Raw genomic sequence first — 20114 nt, 5'->3', positions numbered from 1 at the left:
GGCCGCCGTGCGGAGTGGGGGGCGGTGTGGGGCCGCCCCCCGCTCACGTTTCCCCGGATCGTCCGACTTTCACTCAGAATCCTTGCCGAGCACGAGTTCTCGCAGATCGGGGCCGTATTCTCGGCAGCTATACACTCGGAGTATACGTCTGGTGTATGTTCCTCCCATGAGTGTTCCTTTGACCCTTCTCGGGCTGCTGGAGCGTGAGCCGAGCCACGGCTACGACCTCAAGCGCGACTACGACGCCTTCTTCGGGCGGGGCAAGCCCCTGCCGTACGGTCAGGTCTATTCCACGCTCGGCCGGCTGGCGCGGGACGGCAAGGTCGTCGCGGGCGAGGCCGAGCCCGGCGACGGACCCGAGCGCAAGCGCTACGTCATCACCGACGCCGGGGTGACCGAGTTCGAACACTGGCTCACCGAGCCGGTCGCCCCCGAGCCGAACCTCCAGTCGGTGCTGTTCACCAAGGTCGTCCTCGCCCTGATGCTCGGCCGCGACGCCGAGGAGTACCTCGACACCCAGCGCGCCGCCCACCTGCGCCGGATGCGCGAGCTCACCGAACTGCGCCGCACCGGCCCGCTGGTCGACGCCCTGCTCGCCGACCACGGCATCTTCCACCTGGAGGCGGACCTCCGGTGGATCGACCTGACCACGGCCCGCCTGGACGCCCTCGCCGCGGAGGTACGCGCATGAGCCCGCTGATCGAAGCCCGTTCCGTCGAACTCGCCTTCGGCGAGACCCCCGCCCTGCGCGGCGCCGACCTGGCCGTCGAGGCCGGCGAGGTGCTGGCCGTGATGGGCCCGAGCGGCTCCGGCAAGTCCACCCTGCTGCACTGCCTGGCGGGCATCCTCGTCCCCGACGCGGGGGAGGTGCACTTCGACGGGCAGCGGATCGACACCATGAACGAGGCCCGGCGCAGCGCCCTGCGGCGGGACCGGTTCGGCTTCGTCTTCCAGTTCGGCCAGCTCGTCCCCGAGCTGACCGCCGAGGAGAACGTCGCCCTGCCGCTGCTGCTCAACGGCGTCCGCCGGGCCGCCGCGCTCGCCGAGGCGCGGCCCTGGTTCGCCCGGCTCGGTCTGGACGGCATGGGGGGCCGCCGCTCCGGCGAGCTGTCCGGCGGTCAGGCCCAGCGGGTGGCCCTCGCCCGCGGCCTGGTGACCCGCCCCCGGGTGCTCTTCGCCGACGAGCCGACCGGCGCGCTGGACTCGCTCACCGGAGAGCAGGTGATGGACCTGATGGTCGACGCGGCCCGTTCCCAGGGCACCACGGTCGTCCTGGTCACCCACGAGCCCCGGGTCGCCGCCTACGCCGACCGCGAGGCGGTCGTCCGGGACGGCAGGGCCAGGACGCTCGGCTCCGGCCGCACCCCGGCCGCCGCGCCGCAGCGGGTCGCCTCGTGATCCCCTTCGCCCTCCGGCTCGCCGTCAGCGGGGGCCGGGCCGCCGTCCTCCGACTGCTGACGATCACTGCGGCGGTGGCGATCGGCGTCGGCCTGCTGCTCTCGACGCTGGCCAGCATCAACGCCGTCGAGAAGTCCAACGACCGCGTGCTCTGGCTCAACTCCGCGGCCGCGAGCCGCACCGGGACGGCGGACGCCGACCCGCTCTGGTGGCGCAACAGCGTCGAGTACTACGACGGCGAGGAACTGCTCCGGCTCCAGGTCGCCGGCACCGGTCCGACCTCGCCCGTCCCGCCGGGGGTGCCCGCGCTGCCGAAGGCCGGCGAGTACTACGCCTCCCCGGCCCTGGCGAAGCTGATCCGCGAGACCCCGGCCGTGGAGCTGGGGGACCGCTTCCCCGGCACGCTCGTCGGCGAGGTCGGCGCCGAGGCCCTGCGGTCCCCGGACTCGCTGCTCGCCCTGGTCGGCCAGAGCCCGGAGGAGCTCTCCGCCCGGCCGGGGGCGCGGCAGGTCACCAGCATCGCGACCACGCTGCCGGCCGGCTGCGACAGCAGCCAGGAGTGCCCGGGCATGGGCGTGCGCGGCGACGCCATGACGCTCATCCTCTCCGTCGTCGCGGGGGCCCTGCTCTTCCCCGTGCTGATCTTCATCGGCACCGCGACCCGGCTCTCCGCGGCCACCAGGGAGCAGCGCTACGCCGCGATGCGCCTGGTCGGCGCGACCCCGCGGCAGATCACCGTGATCTCGACGGTGGAGTCCGTCGTCGCCTCGGCCGCCGGGACGGTGCTCGGCTTCGCCGTCCACCTGCTGCTGCGCCCGCTGGTGGCGACCGTCCCCTTCACCGGCCGGCGCTTCTTCCTCGACGACCTCGTGCTCACCCCGGTCCAGGCGGTGGCCGTCCTGCTGGGCGTCCCGCTGGTCGCGGCCGCCGCCGCCCGGCTGGCGCTGCGCCGGGTCACCATCTCCCCGCTCGGCGTCTCCCGCCGGGTCACCCCGAAGCCGCCGACGGCCTGGCGGGTCGTGCCGCTGCTCGCCGGACTCGCCGAACTCGGCTGGTTCGTCGGCCGCCGCCCGGAGACCACCGACGGGCAGACCGCCGCCTACCTGACCGGCTTCCTGGTGATCATGCTCGGCCTGGTGATCGCCGGCCCCTGGCTGACGATGACCGCCGCCCGGCTGGTCGCCGCCCGGACGAGCCGCCCCGCCACCCTGATCGCGGTGCGACGGCTGGCGGACGACCCCAAGGCCGGGTTCCGGTCGGTGGCCGGCCTGGTCCTGGCCCTCTTCGTCACCACCGCGACCGTCGCCATCATCGGCACCATCGACGCCAACCGCGGTGCGCTCAGCGGCGACCCGGCCACCCGGACCGCGGTGGAGCACGGCGTGAGGATGGACGAGCCGCCGATGGCCGCCTCCGCGCCGGAGCACGTACTGGCCGGACTGCGCGCCGTGCCGGGCTTCAAGGGGCTCGTCGTGGCGCACTCCAACCCGGCCGGAGTGGCCCGGGACCCGCAGGACCCGCCCGGCTGGGTGCCCGTCCTGGTCGCCTGCTCGGATCTCGCCACCGCCCCGGTGCTGGGCCACTGCGCGGCCGGTGCGGGCGTGGCGGCCGTCCCGCAGCACGGCCTCCTCGACCTGCGCTCCCAGGCGGAGGTGGAGTGGCCGACCGCGCCGGTCACCGCGGACGAGGTCGCGGCGCTGCCCGTCGCCGCGCTCTACGTGACGACCGACGGTTCGAAGGCGGCCATGGAGCAGACCCGCACCCTGCTGTCCCGGGAGTTCCCGGACCAGGTCGCGCGGATGGTCGCCGACTGGGGCTCCACCCAGCAGCAGGAACTGGCCGGCTGGCGGCAGCTCGCCGACGTCGTGCTGCTCACCACCCTGCCGATCGCCGGGTGCAGCCTCGCGGTCAGCGTGGTGGCGGGGCTCTCCGACCGGCGCCGGCCGTTCGCGATGCTCCGGCTCACCGGTGCGCCGCTGCGGCTGCTGCAGCGGGTGATCGGCCTGGAGAGCGGGCTGCCGCTGCTCGTGGTCGCCGCGGTCTCCACGGGGACGGGCTTCGGCGCGGCGGCGATGTTCCTCAAGTCGCAGATGGACTACGACCTGGTCTCGCCGGGAGCGGTGTACTTCGCCCTGGTCGTGCTGGGGCTGGTGGCCTCGCTGGGGATCATCGCCTCCACGCTGCCGCTCCTGAGGCGGCTCACCGGCCCCGAGGCGGCCCGCAACGGCTGACCGCCCGGGCCGGTTGCGATCGGCCCGCCAGGGGCGGCCCGCGCCGGCGGGTCGCCCGGCCCCCGGGGATGCCGACCACGGCCCTCCGGGGATGCCGACCACGGCCCTCCGGGGGCCGGGCCGGTGCCCCGTCCCCGGCTACCGGCCGGGGACGGGGTACGCGTGCGTCCCGGCCCGCCGCACGTCGCCGAGCTCCGGGCGCCAGCTGCCGAGGACGAGCGCGGACGGGTAGAACACCGGGCCCGGCAGCGCGTCCAGCGGGAACCGCTCCCAGCCGCCGCAGGCGTGCGGCTCGGTGACCACGGCGGCGGCCAGGCTCGGCGGGGCGAGCACCGCCGCGGTCACCCGGGGGCGGCCCAGCTCGTGGTCGAGCAGCACGGCGAGCACCCGCATCTCCGCGGCGGGCAGCACGATCCCGGTCTCCTCGGCCAGCTCGCGGGCGGCGGTCTCCTCGAAGGACTCCCCGGTGTCGACCTTGCCGCCGGGCAGGCTCCAGGTGGGCGGCTCGCCTGCGGTGGTCCGCCGGCCGAGCAGCACCCGGCCGTCCCCGGTGGGCACGATCACCCCGGCACCGAGCATCGGTGCGGTCGTCGGCGTCGTCAACGCTGTTCCTCCCCGTGGGTGGTGCCCGCCGGTCCGCCCGCGGGCGTCACCAGGCGGAGCGGTCGAAGTCCTTCAGGAAGCAGCCGTACAGGTCCTCGCCCTGCTCGCCGCGGACGATCGGGTCGTAGACCCGGGCCGCGCCGTCGACCAGGTCGAGCGGGGCGTGGAAGCCCTCCTCGGCGAGCCGCATCTTGTCCGGGTGCGGGCGCTCGTCGGTGATCCAGCCGGTGTCCACGGCGGTCATCAGGATGCCGTCGTTCTCGAACATCTCCTGGGCGCTGGTGCGGGTGAGCATGTTCAGCGCGGCCTTGGCCATGTTGGTGTGCGGGTGGCCGGCGCCCTTGTAGCCGCGCTTGAACACGCCCTCCATCGCCGAGACGTTGACCACGTACTTGCGCCGGGAGGCGGAGGCGGCCATCGCCGGGCGGAGCCGGCTGATCAGGATGAACGGCGCGGTGGAGTTGCAGAGCTGCACCTCCAGCAGCTCGACCGGGCCGACCTCGCTGACGGTCTGCACCCAGCTGTTGGTGTCCGCGAGGTCGGGCACCAGGCCGCCGGCGTCGATCGCCGTACCGGCCTCGATCCGCGCGGGCGTCGCCGAGCCGGTGACCAGGGCGAGCGAGGTGACGTCGTCGGCGGAGATCCGCTCGCCCCCGCCGCCCGCCTGCTGCGGCAGCGCCGGCAGGTCGACGCTGCCGCTGCCGAACCGCCCGATGGTGGTGGACTGCGGCAGCATCCCGGCCGGCAGCGGCGCCGACTCGGCGGCGAGCAGCTCGCGGTAGGACTCCGGCGGGCGGCGGACCGTCTGCGCGGCGTTGTTGATCAGGATGTCCAGCGGGCCGTCCGCGGCGACCTCGTCGGCCAGCGCCATGACCTGGGCCGGGTCGCGCAGGTCGATGCCGACGACCTTGAGCCGGTGCAGCCAGTCGGCGCTGTCCGGCATCGCCGTGAAGCGGCGGATGGCGTCGTTCGGGAAGCGCGTGGTGATGGTGGTGTGGGCGCCGTCGCGCAGCAGCATCAGCGCGATGTACATGCCGATCTTGGCCCGGCCGCCGGTGAGCAGCGCGCGCTTGCCCGTGAGGTCGGCGCGGGCGTCCCGGCGGGCCCGGTTCTTGACGGCGCAGTTCTGGCAGAGGTTGTGGTAGAAGGCGTCGACCTCCACGTACCGCTGCTTGCAGATGTAGCAGGAGCGGGGGCGCTCCAGGATGCCGGCGATCTCGCTGGTGGTGACGGTGGTCAGGCCGAAGGCGCCGGCCGTCTCGTCGTCGATCCGGGTCGGTGCGCCGGTCGCGGTCTTCGCGGTGACCTCGCGGTCGTTGGCGGTCTTGCGGGCCCGGGTCTCCTGGCGGCGGCGCTGCTTGAGGGTGCGGAACACGCCGCCGACGGCCTGGCGGACGGTGATCGCGTCCGGGTGGTCGACGTGCAGCCGGTCGAGTTCGGCCAGGACGTCCAGGCAGAGCTTCAGCCGCTCCGGGTCGAGGCCGGGGCCGTAGTCGATCTCCTCGGCGGTCTCGGTGCCGTTGTCCTGCTCGATGCCCACGCCCGCCGTCATGCCTGTTGCCGCTTCCCTGTTCGCTGCTCGCCGCTGCTGTGGCCGTCGCCGTTCGCCACCGCCGTTACCGCGTGAATGCTACGGGAGCGGGCCTGGCCGGGGCGAAAAGCGGAAACTTGGAGGAACCTCCAACACTTTCCCCCGATCGGTGATCACCGCTTGTGCGGTGCACCAGCAAACCCCTGCGAACTGGCGTTTGCCCGCAGGGTGTCGGAGAATCGAACGTTGGGTGCAGGGGCGCCCGAGTGCGCCCTGCGGCCGTGCCGCACCCGCACCCGAGGTGTAATTTCTCCCAGCCAGAGAGCCCCGTCACATGCGCTTCCTGAACGACCTCACGCCCTCGTACGACCTGACGTACGACGACGTCTTCATGGTCCCCAGCCGCTCCGCAGTGGGCTCCCGGCAGGGTGTCGACCTCTCCTCGAACGACGGCACCGGCACCACCATCCCGCTCGTGGTCGCCAACATGACCGCCATCGCCGGCCGCCGGATGGCCGAGACCGTCGCCCGCCGCGGCGGCCTGGTCGCCATCCCGCAGGACATCCCGACCGAGGTGATCGCCGACGTCGTCGGCTGGGTGAAGCAGCGCCACCTGGTGCACGACACCGCCATCACGCTCGGCCCCGGCGCCACCGTCGCCGAAGCCCTCTCGCTGCTGCCCAAGCGCGCCCACGGCGCGCTGGTCGTCGTCGAGGACGGCCGGCCGGTCGGCGTCGTCACCGACTCCGACTGCCAGGGCGTCGACCGCTTCACCTCGCTCGCCGACGTGATGTCCCGCGAGCTGCTCCTCCTCGACGAGGGCATCGACCCGCGCGCCGCCTTCGACAAGCTCAGCGAGGCCCACCGCAGGCTCGCCCCCGTCGTGGACGGCGAGGGCCGCCTGGTCGGCATCCTGACCCGCAAGAACGCACTGCGCGCCACCCTCTACACCCCGGCCGTCGACGCCGCCGGCCGGCTGCGCGTCGCCGCCACCGTGGGCATCAACGGCGACGTCGCGGGCAAGGCCAAGGCCCTGCTGGAGGCCGGCGCCGACACCCTGGTCGTCGACACCGCGCACGGCCACCAGGAGTCGATGATCAGCGCGCTGCGCGCCGTCCGCGGCCTGGACCCGCAGGTCCCGATCGTGGCCGGGAACGTCGTCTCGGCGGTCGGTGTCCGCGACCTGGTCGAGGCGGGCGCCGACATCCTGAAGGTCGGGGTCGGCCCGGGCGCGATGTGCACCACCCGGATGATGACCGGCGTGGGCCGTCCGCAGTTCTCCGCCGTGCTGGAGTGCGCCGCCGAGGCGCGCCGGCTGGGCAGGCACGTCTGGGCGGACGGCGGGGTGCGCCACCCGCGCGACGTCGCGATGGCGCTGGCCGCGGGCGCGTCCAACGTGATGATCGGCTCCTGGTTCGCCGGCACCTACGAGTCGCCCGGCGACCTCCAGGCCACCGCCGACGGCCGCCAGTACAAGGAGTCCTTCGGCATGGCCTCGAAGCGGGCCGTGAGCAACCGCACCTCCCAGGACTCCTCGTACGACCGGGCCCGCAAGGCCCTGTTCGAGGAGGGCATCTCGCACTCCCGGATGTTCCTCGACCCGGCCCGCCCGGGCGTCGAGGACCTCATCGACTCGATCGTGGCCGGCGTGCGCAGCTCCTGCACCTACGCGGGCGCCGCCTCCCTGGAGGAGTTCCACGACAAGGCCGTCGTCGGCATCCAGAGCGCCGCCGGCTACGCCGAGGGCAAGCCGCTCCACAGCAGCTGGGCCTGACGGCCAGGGGCGTGCCGGCAGAGTCCCGCCGGGGCCGCGGCGACTTTGCACACACGCCCCCTAGCGGCTCCGCGCACCGCCGGCCGGTCGGCTCCTCGCGAGGGGGAGTCGCCCGGCCGGCGCCGCTCCGCCCGCCGCTCCGCCCGCCGGGGCCCCGGTCGGAGTCCCCGCCGGAGTCCCGGCCGGGCGGGGGAGGCCCAGCGGGGCGAGCAGCGCGCGCCCCAGCAGCCCGACCGCGCCGTCCAGCGTCGCCGTGAACGCCGCCGCCGCGCCCGGCAGCCCGCGCAGTTCCCAGAGCACCCGGACGGACGACCAGGCCGCGTCCCGGGCCGCGTCGACCGACCACGCGCCGATCCGGTGGGTCAGCGGCTCGACCCGCTCCAGCAGGTCCGGTCCGGGCATCAGCTGCTCCCGGACCTCCGCCTCCACCCCGGCCAGCAGCCCGTTGATCCGGTGGTAGTCGGCGGCCAGCTGCTCGGGCCCGCAGCCCAGTCGTCGGCAGGCGTCGACGACGGCGAGCGGCAGGTCGTGCTGGATGTGCGCGTTCATCCCGGCCAGCGCGAACTGCACCGGATGGACCTCCGGGTCCGCCCGCAGCCCGAACAGCGGCCGCCAGCAGGCCGGCGGCCGCCGCCCGCCCGCGACGGCGTCCACGGCCAGCAGGTAGCGCCCGGCGAACAGCACGTCCAGCTCGGCCACGGCGCCAGGATCGGAGAACTCCCCGAGCCGGGCCCGGACCGTCTCCGTCACGGTCAGGTACATCCGGTTGAAGACCGCCACCCCGTCGCCGGGCGGAAGTCCGGCCCCGATCACCCGCAGCCGCCGGATCACCCCGTCGACGCCGTTCGTGATCCGTGTGTGCGTGCCGGCCATCCGTCACCCTCCGATGTCGATCGGATACTGATCGCATCATCGTGACAGCCGCCCGTCGGGGCCCGGCCGGTGCCGCGCGGACGCCCCGGCCCGCCACCCGCTCCGCGTCCTCCGCTCAGCCCAGCTCGTACTCCAGCACGTAGGTGTGGGCCCCCTGCTCGTCGACCTCCAGCTCGAACACCCCGGTGATCCCCGCCAGCTCGCCCGAGCCCGTCCCCGCCACCACCCGGATCGACAGGCGCTCGCCGTGGCTCCCCGGCGCGGCGTGCTGCAGCACGAACGACCCCTGCCGCCCGTCCAGCGCGCCCGTGAACCGCTCCACCGCCACGTACGCGGCGGGCCCGCCCGCGCCGTCCATCACCGACAGCATCCGCACGACGCTCGTCCCCGTCAGCCCGCCCGTGAAGTCCTTGGCGATCCGCACCCGGCCCACCGTCGCCCCCGGCTGCTCGTCCGACTCCTCCGGCTCGAAGGCCGTCACCTCGAACGCCCCGCTCACCCTGCTGCCCATGGCACCGTCCCCTCGACCAGAACCCCGCGGCCGGCCCGTCGCCCACCGCAGGCCCACCCTTGCACGCGCCACTGACAACCGCCCCCGCACCGTGCGGCGACCGGCGGTGGCCTCCCGGTCCGTCCCCGGGGGGCGGTCGCTCACCGCTCCCAGCGGAGGGCCAGCGCGGCCGCGTCGTCGTCGAGACCGGCGGGGGAGACCCAGGCCGCCAGATCGTCGAGGAGGGCGTCGAGGAGGTCCTCGGGGGCGGCGGCCGGGAACCCGGCGAAGCGCTCGGCGAGCGGGTAGAAGTTCCCGGACCGGTCGCGGGCCTCGGAGAAGCCGTCGGTGTGCAGGAGCAGCAGGTCACCGGCGTGCGGGTCGAACGGATCGGCCCGGTAGCCGCCGCCCAGCAGGTCGAGCAGGCCGAGCGGCGGCGCGTGCCGGGACGGCACCAGCTCGGTGACGCGGCCGGCCCGCCGGAGCAGGACGTGCGGGTGGCCGCAGTTGACCAGGTCGGCGCCGCCGCCCTCCCCGCCGACGCCGAGCAGCACCGCCGTCGCGAACCGCTCGTCGTCCGGCCGGGCCGTCAGCGCGGCGTCCAGGCGCCCGGCGAGCCGGGCGAGGTCCGGCTCGGTGCGGGCCGCCTCCCGGAAGGCCCCGAGGACGTCGGCCGCCGTCTCGACCGCCGACAGGCCGTGGCCCTGGACGTCGCCGAGCAGCACCCGGATCCCGAACGGGGTGTCCACCGCCTCGTACAGGTCACCGCCGATCCTCGCCTCGGCGGCCGCCGCGACGTAGCGGACGGCGATCCGCAGCGGGCCGAGCCGCTCCGGCGGCGGCCGCAGCAGCGCCCGCTGCGCGGCCTCCGACACCGTCCGGACCTGCAGCAGCTCGCGTTCCCGGGCGGCGATCAGCACGACGTTGGCGGTGCTGGCCAGGGTCGCGGCCAGGATGGTGACCAGCGCGGTGACGTGCACGGACTCCGACACCCCGCCGTTGCCGCGCTCCAGCACCCCCGCCGCGAGCACCGCGGCGACCCCGGTGTACAGCGGCACCCGGGCCCGCCGGGTGGTCGCCCCGACCAGCACGGGCGCCACCGCGAGGACGGGGGAGAGCGTCGTCCCCGGGCCGGTGAGCAGGTCGACCGCCACGGCCGCGACCAGCAGCAGGAAGGCGCAGTACAGCAGCAGCCGGGCCCGCCGCGGCAGACGCGGCGGCGGGGCCCCGTCCTGCGGGCCGCCGGCGGTCACGGTCACGCACTCGCCTCCAGGGGGTCGGCGGGGACGCCGGGACGGGCGGCTCCGCTGTCCACCTCCACTCTCCACCTCCACTCTCCACCGGGCCCGCCACCCCCGGCATCCCGGCGCCCCCTCCTGCCCCGCCCCGCGGCGCCCCGGCGCCCGGGGTCCGCGCCCGGTTCCGTGCCCCGTTCCGGCGCCGCACCGCGCCCGCCGAGGCCGGGAACGCGTCTCCGTCGCCGGGCCCGTGCGGCCCGGGCGCCACCGGCCCACCGCCGGCGAACTAGGCTGGCCGGCGAGATGAGACGCAAGAGCAAGGCACCGCCCGCCCCCCTTCCGCAGCGCCTCGGGGTGGACCCGGTGCACCTGCGGCTGCCGGTGACCGGCGGGCCGTGGCCGACGGTCCGCGCGTACCTGGCCGAGCGGCTGCCCGCCGCGGCGGCCGAGCGGGTCGACGCGCTGCTGGACGCGCGGGGCGTGGTCGGTCAGGACGGCCGGCCGGTCGAGCCGGACGAGCCGTTCCGGCCGGGGGCGCACCTCTGGTTCTACCGCGAGCTCCCGGCGGAGGTGCCGGTCCCGTTCGAGCTGGAGGTCCTGCACCGGGACGAGCACCTGGTGGTGGTCGACAAGCCGCACTTCCTGGCCACCACCCCGCGCGGCCGGCACGTCGTGGAGACGGCGCTCTCGCGGTTGCGCCACGCGCTCGCCCTGCCCGCGCTGAGCCCGGCGCACCGGCTGGACCGGCTGACGGCGGGGCTGGCGATGTTCGTGGTCCGTCCGGAGGACCGCGGGGCCTACCAGACGCTGTTCCGCGACCGGCTGGTCCACAAGGAGTACCAGGCGGTGGCGCCGTACGATCCGGCGCTGGAGCTGCCGCGCACCGTACGCAGCCACATCGTGAAGGAGCGCGGCGAGATCGCGGCCCGCGAGCTGGACGCGCCGCCGAACAGCGAGAGCCGGATCGACCTGGTCGAGCGGCGGGGCGGGCTCGGCCGCTACCGGCTCCGGCCGTCGACCGGGCGGACGCACCAGCTGCGCCTGCACATGAGCGGCCTGGGCGTGCCGATCCTCGGCGACCCGGTGTACCCGGTGGTGCTGCCCGAGCCGGCGCCGGACGACTTCCGCCGTCCGCTCCAACTGCTCTCCGCGGTGGTCGAGTTCACCGACCCGCTGAGCGGCCGCCGGTGCCGTTTCGAGAGCCGCCGGACGCTGTCCGCCTGGTCCGACCCGGACGGCTGGGACGCCGCGCCCTCCACCGCGCCCTCCACTCCGCGCTCCGCCCCGCCGTCCGCCTAGGGCGAGCGGACGAGGACGAAGGGCCGAGGCGGGGGCGGGTCCGGCGGCCGATCCGGACGGGACCGCTCCGCGGCGATCGTGGTGCCATGAACGCACAGCAGATCAGCAACCGCCCCGTCGCCGTGGTCACCGGTGCCTCCCGGGGCCTGGGCCTGGCGCTCGCCCGGGCACTCGCCGCCGACGGCTGGCAGCTCGTGATCACCGCCCGCGGCGCGGCCGACCTCGCCGCGGTGGAGGCCGAACTGGCGGGAACCACCACGGTGGTGGCATCGGCCGGGTCGATCGTCGACGACGACCACCGGGCCCGGCTCGCCGCGGCCGCCGCCTCCCTCGGCGGGGCGCGGCTCCTGGTGAACAACGCCGGGACGCTCAACGGCGCCGACGCCCCCGGAGCGGACGGCGGCTGCGAACCCCTGCCCCGGCTGGCCGACTTCCCGCTGCCCGAGCTGCTGGAGACCTTCGAGGTCAACGCGCTCGCCCCGATCGCGCTGACCCAGCTCGTCCTGCCGCAGCTGCGCGCCCACGCCGGGGCCGTCCTCAACATCAGCTCGGACGCGGCCGCGGTGGCCTACGAGGGGTGGGGCGGCTACGGCGCGAGCAAGGCGGCGCTGGACCTCGCCTCGGCCGTCCTGGCCGTGGAGGAGCCCGAGTTGAGGGTCTGGGCGGTGGACCCGGGCAGCATGCGGACCCGGATGCTGCAGGACGCCAGTCCGGGCGAGGACCTCTCGGGCGAGACGCTGCCCGAGGAGGTCGCGCCCGCGCTGCTCGCCCTCGTCCGCGACCGGGCCGCCTCCGGGCGCTACCGCGCCTGCGAGCTGCCCGCCTCCCCGGCCGTCCCCGCGGCCGACGGGTCCGGCCCCGCATCCGACGGGCCCGGTCCCGCGGGCGGGGAGCCGGCCGCCGTCCCCGCCGGTGCCGGGGCCGCCGCCGGGGAGGGGCGGTGACCGCGGTCGCCGAGCCCGCCCTCGACGTCACCGTCCCGCCGGAACTCTCCGCCGGGGAACCGGCGGAGGCCCGGGGAGCGGCTCGGGACGACGTCCGGATGCTGGTCGGGCGCCGGGGCGCCGGCGGGGCCGTGGCCGTCGGGCACCACCACTTCACCGAACTGCCGGAGGTGCTCCGCCCCGGGGACCTCCTGGTGGTCAACAACTCGGCCACCCTGCCCGCCGCACTGCCGGGACGGCTGCCCGACGGCCTGCCGGTCGCCCTCCACCTCTCCTCCAGCCGCCCGGACCGGCACGGCACCCACCTGGTCGAACTGCGCCGTGCCGTACCGGGGGAGGCGCCCGCCCACTACCCGCCGGCCGAGTCCCCGGCCCGCCCGGGGCTGCGGGTGTCGCTGCCGGCGGGCGGTGCGGCCGAGCTGACCGCGCCGTTCACGCCCCGCCTCTGGCACGCCCGGCTCAGCCACCCCGGACCGCTGGCCGGGTACCTGGCGCAGCACGGCCGGGCCATCCGCTACGGCTACGTCGACCGGGACTGGCCGGTCGAGGCCTACCAGACGGTGTTCGCGACCGTGCCCGGCAGCAGCGAGATGCCCAGCGCCGCGCGGCCGTTCAGCGCCGAGGTGGTGGCCCGGCTGGCCGGGCGGGGCGTGCTGGTGGCACCGATCACGCTGCACACCGGGGTGGCCTCCCCGGAGGCCCACGAACCGCCGTACGCGGAGTGGTTCCGGGTGCCGGGCGCCACCGCCCGGCTGGTCGGCCACGTCCGGGCCGGGGGAGGGCGGGTGGTCGCGGTGGGCACCACGGCCGTCCGCGCCCTGGAGTCGGCGGTCGGACCGGACGGCACCGTCCGGGAGGCGGAGGGCTGGACGGAGCTGGTGGTCACCCCCGGGCGCGGCGTGCGGGCGGTGGACGGCCTGCTCACGGGGTGGCACGAGCCGCGGGCCTCGCACCTGCTGCTGCTCGCCGCCGTCGCGGGCCGGCCGCTGCTGGAGCGCTGCTACCGCGAGGCGGTCCGGCACCGGTACCTCTGGCACGAGTTCGGCGACGTCAACCTGCTGCTCCCGGACTGACCGGCGGCCCCCGCGCGGGGCCGTGCACCCGCCCTGTCCCCGCCGTGCCAGCGCGCCCCGTGCCCGGTGCCCCGCAGGCTGCCGCTACCGCTCCAACAGGCCGGGTGGAAGCTCCAGTTCGAACCAGACCACCTTCCCGTCCGGCGTCTTCCGGCTGCCCCAGCGGTGGGCCAGCTCGTTGACCAGGTGCATGCCGCGCCCGCCCTCGTCCTCCTCCTGTGCGCGGCGCATCCGGGGCGACTCGGCGTCCCGGTCCGCGACCTCCACGGTGAGCGTGCGGTTGCACAACAGCCGCAGCTGGGTGGGGGATCCGGCGTGCACCAGGGCGTTGGTGATGAGTTCGCTGGTGAGCAGCTCGGCCCATTCGGCGAGCGAGCCCAGCCCCCATTCGGCGAGCGTCTCCCGGGTGAAGCGGCGCGAGTGGGCGACCATGGCGTGGTCGTCGCCGAGCGGGAGGGTGGCGATCCGGTCGGAACCGGCGGGCCGGGCCTGCGCGATGATGACGGCGATGTCGTCCTCGCTGGTGCGGCCGGTGAGTTCGGCGAGCACCGCGTCGCAGAGCTGCTCCGGTGTCCGGTGCCGGCCGGCGGCGATGGTGCGGCACAGCAGGTTCAGGCCCTCGTCGAGGTCGCGGCCGCGCCGTTCCACCAGGCCGTCGGTGTAGAGGGCCAGCACGCCCTCCTCGGGGAGGGTGAACTCGACGCTCTCGAAAGGGACTCCGCCCACACCGAGCGGGGCTCCGGGCGGCAGGTCGACCAGCCGGGCGTCGCCCGCGGTCTCGGCCACCACCGGCGGCAGGTGGCCCGCGCAGGAGGCGGTGCAGTGCCGGCCCACCGGGTCGTACACCACGCAGACGCAGGTGGCGAACTGGCCCTCGCCGATCGCCGTGGTGGCCTCGTCCAGGCGGTGCATGACGCGGTCGGGCGAGAGCTCCAGGGTGATCAGCGTGCGGGCCACCGTGCGGAGCTGGCCCATCGTGGCGGCGGCCCGGATGCCGTGGCCCATGACGTCGCCGACCACCAGGGCGACCCGGCCGGAGGAGAGCGGGACGACGTCGAACCAGTCGCCGCCGACCTCGCTCACCACGCTGCTGGGCAGGTACCGGTAGGCGATCTCCAGGCCCAGGGTGCGGTGGATCTCCTGGGGCAGCAGGCTCCGCTGCAGGGTGAGCGCGGTGTCCCGCTCCCGCCGGTAGAGCCGGCCGTTGTCGATGGCCAGCGCGGTGCGGGCGGCGAGCTCCTCGGCCAGCGCGCGGTCCGCCGCGCCGAACGGCAGCGGGTTGCGGGTGCGGATGAACTCCGCGCCGCCGAGCACCACCCCGCGCGCCAGCAGCGGCACCATGAGGTACGAGTGCACCCCCGCGTCCAGACCCGGCTGCACCCGGTCGGGCGAGGCCACGATCCGGCGCAGCGCCGCCTCGTCCACCTCGGACATGAGGATCGAGCGGCCGGTGCGCAGGCTCTCCGCGTACACCTTGGCGGACTGCGAGGTCGCGCCGACCTGGTCGGCCGCCCGGGACATGGTGCCGTCGGCGGCCGCCTCGCCGACGGCGACCGCCCGCATCAGCACTGAGCCGTCCGCCGGGACCGGGGCCGGGTCCTCGCCGCTCAGCACCGCCTCCCGCAGGTCGACGGTGACGAAGTCGGCGAACCGGGGGATCACCACCTCCACCAGCTCGTCGGCGGTGCGGTCGAGGTCGAGCGTGGTGCCGATCCGGTTGGAGGCCTCGTTGAGCAGCGACAGCCGCTGCTGTGCGGCCCACGCCTCGTCGAGTGCGCGCTGGCGTGCGGCGGCCGCGTCCCGTTCCCGGGTGAACAGCAGCGCGTTGTCGATCGAGACGGCCGCCCGGACGGCCAGCTCGCCGGCGAGCGCCAGGTCGTCGTCCTCGTAGGGGTGGTCCAGCACCGTCCGGTAGAAGGCCGCGACGCCGACCGGGGAGCCCCGGGCGATCAGCGGCACCACCATGAACGAGCGGACGTTCTGCTCGTGCACCGCCGCCGTGCGCACCGGGTCGTCGGCGAACCAGGCCATCCCGGCCGCGTCCATCCTCGGCACCAGGACCGGTCTGCGGTGGGTGAGCGCCCACGCGTACGGGGAGCCGGGGACGAACCGCTGCACCCCGCCGGTCCGGTCGATCGGCGCCAGCGTCGAGCCGTGCACCGAGTGGAAGGCCATCCGCCGCAGCACCGCCGAGCCGTCCGGCGACGGCCTGGCCTCGCGCTCGCCGCGCACCAGGTCGTCCAGCACCTCCACCACCACCGTGTCGGCCAGCCGGGGTGTCGCCACCTCGGCCAGCTCCATCGCGGTCTGGGCGAGGTCGAGCGTGGTGCCGATCCGGGTGGAGGCGACGTTCACCAGGGCCAGCCGTTCCTGGGCGGCCTTCGCCTCGCGCAGTGCCTGCTGCCGGGCCAGTACGGTCTGGTGCTGGCGCAGGTAGAGCCTGGCGTTGTCGATCGCGACGGCGGCCCGGGAGGCCAGCTCGTCGCCGAGCGTGATGTCCGCCTCGGCGAAGGACTCCCGCTCGCCGCGCCGCGAGTACACGATCATGCCGAGGGTGGTGCCGCGCGCCACCAGCGGGGTGATCCGCACCGACCGCGGCCGGTCGCCCAGGTAGGCCTGGCGGCGGCTCTCGCTGATCCCGTCGCTCAGCGGCGGCAGCTCCCAGGAGGGCACCACCACCGTCCGGCCGGTGGCCAGCGCCCGGGCGTAGGGGGTGTCCGGCGTGACCTCGTACACCGCGTCCACCGGCAGCGCCTCCGCCGGGTAGAGCGGGTCGGTGGTGGCCAGGGCCAGTCGGCGCACCTGCTGCGGCGAGGTCGGGTCCGGCGGTTCGACGGTCCGGCCGGCGGCCAGCGCCTCCAGGGCGAAGACGCCGCTGATGTCGGCCACCCGGGGCACCATGGCGTCGGCCAGTTCGCGGGCGGTCTGCCGGAGGTCCAGGGTGGTGCCGATCGAGGCGGTCGCGTCGACCAGCAGCGACAGCCGCTCCTGAGCCCGGGCGGCGCGCGCGTCGGCACGGAACCGCTCGGTGATGTCGATGACCGTCGAGCTGACGCCGAGCACCCGGCCGCCCGGGTCCTCCAGCCGGAAGTAGGAGGCCGACCAGGCGTGCTCGTGCGTCGGGTCGCCGGGGGTCCGGCCGTGCGAACGGGCGTCCACGACCGGCTCGCCGGTCTCCAGCACCCGGCGCATCACCGCCTCGCTCTCCGCGCCGTTGATGCCGGGCAGCAGCTCGGTCAGCCGGTGGCCGAGGTGCTGGTCCACCGAGAGCCCGTTGACCCGGGCCAGCGCCTCGTTCAGCCGGACGAACGCCAGCCGGGTGTCGTAGACGCTCATGCCGACCGGGGACTGGGTGAAGAAGCCGTCCAGCACCGCCAGGTCCGCCTGGATCCGGCGCAGCGTCGTCACGTCCGAGGCCACGGCCAGCACCAGCGGGCTGCCGCCCGGCCCGGAGATCGGGTGGGTGCGGAACTCCAGGTTGACGTGGTGGCCGTCCCGGTGCCGGACCGCGAACACGCCGGACCAGCCGCGGCCGTCCAGGATCTCCTGGAACAGCTCCAGCACGTCCGGCCGCTGGTCGTCGGTGGCCAGCAGCTGGGCGGCCCGGGCGCCGATGGCCTCCTCGGGGGAGTACCCGAGCAGTGCCTCGGCGTCGTTGCTCCAGTGCAGGATGCGGCCGTCGGCCTCGATCAGGGCGGTGGCGATCGGCACCATCAGGAGGGCGTCGTCCTGGCGCGGCTCCCCGCCGGGTTCGCCTTCGCCGCCCGGTTCACCGCCGCGCGCCCGTTCCGGCCCGCCGGCGTCATGCCGCTCGTTCACCATGCTCGTTCACCATGGCCAGAGAACCGCCCGGAGATCGTTTGCACCAGCCCTGCCATCTTCCCACGCGCCCCGGCCCACCCGCGCGGCACGCATTCCGGCCGGCCGGTCCGTGGGCCCGCGCCGGCCCGTGGGCCTGCGCCGTGCCGTGGGCCTGCGCCGTGTCGCGGGGCGGCCGGGCGGGAGGGCGGGCGCGAGGGGGCGCGAGGGGGCGGCGCCCCGTCACGGTCTGTGGTCGCTGCTGGCCACGCCCTCCCGACTCTTGCCGCGCCTATCGAAAATCGATAGGTTTCGATCGCAAATCGATGGAAGGATCGGTCATGGGAAAGCTGACAGTGCGTGCGCTGCGCGCCGTCCTCACGGTGGTGCTCGCCGGCACCGTGTTCGTACAGCTGTCGATGGTGTGGGCCCTGGCCACCGATCCGGAGGACGGGTCGCTCCCGCTCACCCCGCTGCGCCTGATCACGATCCTGGGGATGGCGGCGGCCCAGGTGGCCCTGGTCTGCGTGTGGCGGCTGGTCGCGATGGTGCGGCGCGGCACCGTGTTCTCCCCCGCCGCCTTCCGCTACGTGGACGGCGTGATCGGCGCGATCGTGGCGGCCTCCCTCGTGTGGTTCGCGGTCACGGCCGTCAATGCGCCGGGCCAGCGGGAGGACCCGGGCGTCACCGTGATCATGGGAGGGATCGGCCTGGCCATCCTGGGGGTCGCGCTCATCGTGCTCGTGCTGCGGATGCTGCTCGTCCAGGCCGTCGCGCGCGACGTCGAGGCGTCGCAGATGCAGGCGGAGCTGGACGAGGTGATCTGATGCCGATCGCCGTCGACATCGACGTGATGCTGGCCAGGCGGAAGATGTCCGTGGGCGAGCTCGCGGAACGCGTGGGGATCACCCCCGCCAACCTGGCGGTGCTCAAGAACGGCCGCGCCAAGGCGGTGCGCTTCGCGACCCTCGCCGCGCTCTGCGAGGCGCTCGAATGCCAACCGGGCGACCTGCTGCGCTGGGAGACCGAGGGCGCCGGGGGTGTCGAGAACGCCGACGGCGCTGACGACGCCGAGGGCGGCGGGGAGGGGAGCGCGCTGCCGTGAGGGCGGCGGCGTCCCCGCGCCCCCCGTACCCGCGCGCCCGTTCGGGCGGTGGGGATCCGGTCGCCGTCGCCCCGCCGGCCGGGCGGAGCGAAAAGGGCGGCGCGCGCGGCCGGAGCCGGGGTACGGTGCGCCGGTGACCGATGAGGACGGGTACTTCGGAGAGCACGCGGCGGAGCACTACGACCAGGACTCGGGCGCCGAGTTCCAGCCGGACGTCATCGAGCTGACCGCGGACCTCCTGGCCGGGCTCGCCGCCGGCGGGCGGGCGCTGGAGCTGGGGATCGGCACCGGGCGCATCGCGCTGCCGCTCGCGCGGCGGGGCGTTCCGGTGCACGGCATCGAGCTGTCCCGTGCGATGGTGGCGCGCCTGCGGGCCAAGCCCGGGGGCGAGCGGATCGGCGTGTCGATCGGGGACTTCGCCACCACGAGGGCGGACACGACGGCGGACGGGCCCTTCTCGCTCGCCTACCTGGTCTTCAACACCATCATGAACCTGGCCGACCAGGACGCCCAGGTCGCCTGTTTCCGCAACGTCGCCGAGCACCTCGCGCCGGGCGGCTGCTTCGTGATCGAGGTGATGGTGCCGGAGCTGCGCAGGATCCCGGCCGGGCAGAACATCGTCCCGTTCCGCACCGGGCCCACCGGGTGGGCCTACACCGTCTACGACACCGTCACCCAGGACGCGACCTGCCACTACATCGACATCGCGGAGGACGGCCGTGCCTCCGCCCGCACGGTGCCCTTCCGCTACGTCTGGCCGGCCGAGCTCGACCTGATGGCCCGCCTCGCCGGGCTGCGCCTGCGGGACCGCTGGGGCGGCTGGGCGCGCGAGCCCTTCACCGAGGACAGTGCCCGGCACGTGTCGGTCTGGGAGAAGCCGGCCGGCTGACCGGGGCGAGGGCCCACCGGGCGCCGGTCCGGCCGACACCGCACCCGGACCGGCCCGCACCCGGACCGGCCCGCACCCGGACCGGCCCGCACCAGCCGGGAACAGGCGCGGGAGCAGGCGAGGGAACGGGCGCGGGAACAGCCCGGCCCGGCCCCGGTACGCCCTGATCACGTCCGGGCGATCAGGGCGTACCGCTCGTCGTCCACCGGACGGCCCCAGAGGTCCGCGTCCGTATCGAGCGGTTCGATCCGCAGCTCCGTCACCAGCGGCCGCACCGCGGCCGCCAGGTCGTCGGCGCCGACCCCGCCGTTCCACGGCAGCAGCTCCGCCCCCGCGACGTACGGCACGCCGGGCGGGCCGGACTCGCGCCACCGGCCCTCGACGAGCACCAGCAGGCCGCCGGGCCGCAGCCGTGCCGCCCACTGCGTGAGCGCGGCCCCGGGGTCGGGCAGCGTCCAGAGCAGGTGCCGGGACAGCACGGCGTCGAAGCTCCCGTCGCCGGTCGGCGGCGCGGCCGCGTCGCCGACCAGGAAGCGGGCGGGCAGTCCGGCCGCGGCCAGCTTCCGCCGGGCCCGGGCGACCATGGCCGGTGCGAGGTCCACGCCGGTGACCCGGTGCCCGGCTTCGGCCAGCAGCAGGCTGAGCGAGCCGGTTCCGCATCCGACGTCCAGCACGTCGGCCGGGGCGGGCGGCAACCAGCCCCCGACCGCCCGGGTCCATGCGGCGCGGGTCCGTTCGGCCCCGAGTCCGTGGTCGGGCTCGTCGTCGAAGGTCGGTGCGGCGGCGTTCCAGTAGTCGGTGATGGCGGACTGATCGGTCACGGCCGACATCCTCGCACCCGCCGCCGACGGCCCGGCGGGGTCGGCGG

The 20114-nt window shown here is 75.4% G+C and carries 17 protein-coding genes; 10 read left to right on the top strand and 7 right to left on the bottom strand.

Annotated features, from left to right (window positions below; genetic code table 11):
• Window positions 1–166 precede the first annotated feature (166 nt).
• The 3 genes from OG550_RS05240 to OG550_RS05230 are packed head-to-tail and all read left to right on the top strand — an operon-like array spanning window position 167 to window position 3629.
• Window positions 167–691 (top strand): PadR family transcriptional regulator, encoded by a 525-nt coding sequence (locus OG550_RS05240; RefSeq protein WP_327675028.1) that lies wholly within the window; start codon window positions 167–169, stop codon window positions 689–691.
• Window positions 688–1398, top strand: a complete 711-nt coding sequence (locus OG550_RS05235; RefSeq protein WP_327675026.1) for an ABC transporter ATP-binding protein — start codon at window positions 688–690, stop codon at window positions 1396–1398. The genes OG550_RS05240 and OG550_RS05235 overlap by 4 nt, the downstream gene beginning before the upstream one ends.
• Window positions 1395–3629, top strand: coding sequence for an FtsX-like permease family protein (locus OG550_RS05230; protein WP_327675024.1), 2235 nt, complete (start codon window positions 1395–1397; stop codon window positions 3627–3629). The genes OG550_RS05235 and OG550_RS05230 overlap by 4 nt, the downstream gene beginning before the upstream one ends.
• A gap of 138 nt (window positions 3630–3767) precedes the next feature.
• On the opposite strand, the gene OG550_RS05225 is transcribed toward OG550_RS05230, so the two are convergent.
• A complete protein-coding gene (locus tag OG550_RS05225) occupies window positions 3768–4232 on the bottom strand; it encodes a nucleotide triphosphate diphosphatase NUDT15 (RefSeq protein ID WP_327675022.1) in 465 nt (154 codons plus the stop codon).
• Between the two features lie 46 nt (window positions 4233–4278).
• Window positions 4279–5784 (bottom strand): SDR family NAD(P)-dependent oxidoreductase, encoded by a 1506-nt coding sequence (locus OG550_RS05220; protein WP_327675020.1) that lies wholly within the window; start codon window positions 5782–5784, stop codon window positions 4279–4281.
• 313 nt (window positions 5785–6097) lie between these two features.
• Here OG550_RS05220 and OG550_RS05215 point away from each other — a divergent pair, with 313 nt between their 5' ends.
• Window positions 6098–7537, top strand: a complete 1440-nt coding sequence (locus OG550_RS05215) for a GuaB1 family IMP dehydrogenase-related protein (RefSeq protein ID WP_327675018.1) — start codon at window positions 6098–6100, stop codon at window positions 7535–7537.
• A gap of 60 nt (window positions 7538–7597) precedes the next feature.
• On the opposite strand, the gene OG550_RS05210 is transcribed toward OG550_RS05215, so the two are convergent.
• The 3 genes from OG550_RS05210 to OG550_RS05200 all read right to left on the bottom strand — a co-directional run bounded on the left by OG550_RS05210 (window position 7598) and on the right by OG550_RS05200 (window position 10159).
• Window positions 7598–8410, bottom strand: a complete 813-nt coding sequence (locus tag OG550_RS05210) for a DUF5995 family protein (RefSeq protein ID WP_327675016.1) — start codon at window positions 8408–8410, stop codon at window positions 7598–7600.
• A 115-nt stretch (window positions 8411–8525) separates the two neighbouring features.
• The gene (locus OG550_RS05205; RefSeq protein ID WP_327675014.1) at window positions 8526–8921 is read right to left on the bottom strand and encodes a DUF3224 domain-containing protein; all 396 of its coding nucleotides are present in this window, start codon (window positions 8919–8921) and stop codon (window positions 8526–8528) included.
• Window positions 8922–9061: 140 nt separating this feature from the next.
• Entirely contained in the window at window positions 9062–10159 is a 1098-nt protein-coding gene (locus OG550_RS05200) for a PP2C family protein-serine/threonine phosphatase (RefSeq protein ID WP_327675012.1), read from the bottom strand.
• Window positions 10160–10441: 282 nt separating this feature from the next.
• On the opposite strand from OG550_RS05200, the gene OG550_RS05195 reads away from it, so the two are divergent.
• The 3 genes from OG550_RS05195 (at window position 10442) to OG550_RS05185 (ending at window position 13454) form a co-directional block, all read left to right on the top strand.
• Window positions 10442–11437, top strand: coding sequence for an RluA family pseudouridine synthase (locus tag OG550_RS05195; RefSeq protein ID WP_327675010.1), 996 nt, complete (start codon window positions 10442–10444; stop codon window positions 11435–11437).
• 86 nt (window positions 11438–11523) lie between these two features.
• Window positions 11524–12381, top strand: a complete 858-nt coding sequence (locus OG550_RS05190) for an SDR family NAD(P)-dependent oxidoreductase (protein WP_327675008.1) — start codon at window positions 11524–11526, stop codon at window positions 12379–12381.
• Entirely contained in the window at window positions 12378–13454 is a 1077-nt protein-coding gene (locus OG550_RS05185; protein WP_327675006.1) for an S-adenosylmethionine:tRNA ribosyltransferase-isomerase, read from the top strand. The genes OG550_RS05190 and OG550_RS05185 overlap by 4 nt, the downstream gene beginning before the upstream one ends.
• Window positions 13455–13538: 84 nt before the next feature.
• Here the strand turns inward: OG550_RS05185 and OG550_RS05180 are convergent, their stop codons facing one another.
• Window positions 13539–17276: a SpoIIE family protein phosphatase gene (locus OG550_RS05180; protein ID WP_327675003.1), complete on the bottom strand. Its 3738-nt coding sequence runs from the start codon at window positions 17274–17276 to the stop codon at window positions 13539–13541.
• A gap of 317 nt (window positions 17277–17593) precedes the next feature.
• On the opposite strand from OG550_RS05180, the gene OG550_RS05175 reads away from it, so the two are divergent.
• The 3 genes from OG550_RS05175 (at window position 17594) to OG550_RS05165 (ending at window position 19246) form a co-directional block, all read left to right on the top strand.
• The gene (locus tag OG550_RS05175) at window positions 17594–18079 is read left to right on the top strand and encodes a DUF2975 domain-containing protein (protein WP_327675001.1); all 486 of its coding nucleotides are present in this window, start codon (window positions 17594–17596) and stop codon (window positions 18077–18079) included.
• Window positions 18079–18357 carry a helix-turn-helix domain-containing protein gene (locus tag OG550_RS05170; protein WP_327674999.1) on the top strand — a complete coding sequence of 93 codons (279 nt, stop codon included), beginning with the start codon at window positions 18079–18081 and terminating at the stop codon, window positions 18355–18357. Before OG550_RS05175 ends, OG550_RS05170 begins: the two co-directional genes overlap by 1 nt.
• 133 nt (window positions 18358–18490) lie before the next feature.
• On the top strand, window positions 18491–19246 hold the full coding sequence (locus tag OG550_RS05165) for a class I SAM-dependent DNA methyltransferase (RefSeq protein WP_327674997.1): 756 nt from the start codon (window positions 18491–18493) through the stop codon (window positions 19244–19246).
• A 167-nt stretch (window positions 19247–19413) separates the two neighbouring features.
• On the opposite strand, the gene OG550_RS05160 is transcribed toward OG550_RS05165, so the two are convergent.
• Window positions 19414–20067 carry a class I SAM-dependent methyltransferase gene (locus OG550_RS05160; protein ID WP_327674996.1) on the bottom strand — a complete coding sequence of 218 codons (654 nt, stop codon included), beginning with the start codon at window positions 20065–20067 and terminating at the stop codon, window positions 19414–19416.
• Window positions 20068–20114: the final 47 nt, after the last annotated feature.

The sequence above is a fragment of the Kitasatospora sp. NBC_00458 genome (assembly GCF_036013975.1).
Classification (GTDB): Bacteria; Actinomycetota; Actinomycetes; order Streptomycetales; family Streptomycetaceae; genus Kitasatospora.
This window is presented reverse-complemented; position numbering and strand designations above follow the sequence as displayed.

What these genes read in the sequence shown, in the direction of transcription:
- OG550_RS05240 (WP_327675028.1), top strand. Translation starts at nt 167, where the DNA reads ATGAGTGTTCCTTTGACCCTTCTCGGGCTGCTGGAGCGTGAGCCGAGC.
- OG550_RS05235 (WP_327675026.1), top strand. Translation starts at nt 688, where the DNA reads ATGAGCCCGCTGATCGAAGCCCGTTCCGTCGAACTCGCCTTCGGCGAG.
- OG550_RS05220 (WP_327675020.1), bottom strand. Translation starts at nt 5,784, where the DNA reads ATGACGGCGGGCGTGGGCATCGAGCAGGACAACGGCACCGAGACCGCC.
- OG550_RS05215 (WP_327675018.1), top strand. Translation starts at nt 6,098, where the DNA reads ATGCGCTTCCTGAACGACCTCACGCCCTCGTACGACCTGACGTACGAC.
- OG550_RS05210 (WP_327675016.1), bottom strand. Translation starts at nt 8,410, where the DNA reads ATGGCCGGCACGCACACACGGATCACGAACGGCGTCGACGGGGTGATC.
- OG550_RS05205 (WP_327675014.1), bottom strand. Translation starts at nt 8,921, where the DNA reads ATGGGCAGCAGGGTGAGCGGGGCGTTCGAGGTGACGGCCTTCGAGCCG.
- OG550_RS05195 (WP_327675010.1), top strand. Translation starts at nt 10,442, where the DNA reads ATGAGACGCAAGAGCAAGGCACCGCCCGCCCCCCTTCCGCAGCGCCTC.
- OG550_RS05190 (WP_327675008.1), top strand. Translation starts at nt 11,524, where the DNA reads ATGAACGCACAGCAGATCAGCAACCGCCCCGTCGCCGTGGTCACCGGT.
- OG550_RS05180 (WP_327675003.1), bottom strand. Translation starts at nt 17,276, where the DNA reads ATGGTGAACGAGCGGCATGACGCCGGCGGGCCGGAACGGGCGCGCGGC.
- OG550_RS05175 (WP_327675001.1), top strand. Translation starts at nt 17,594, where the DNA reads ATGGGAAAGCTGACAGTGCGTGCGCTGCGCGCCGTCCTCACGGTGGTG.
- OG550_RS05170 (WP_327674999.1), top strand. Translation starts at nt 18,079, where the DNA reads ATGCCGATCGCCGTCGACATCGACGTGATGCTGGCCAGGCGGAAGATG.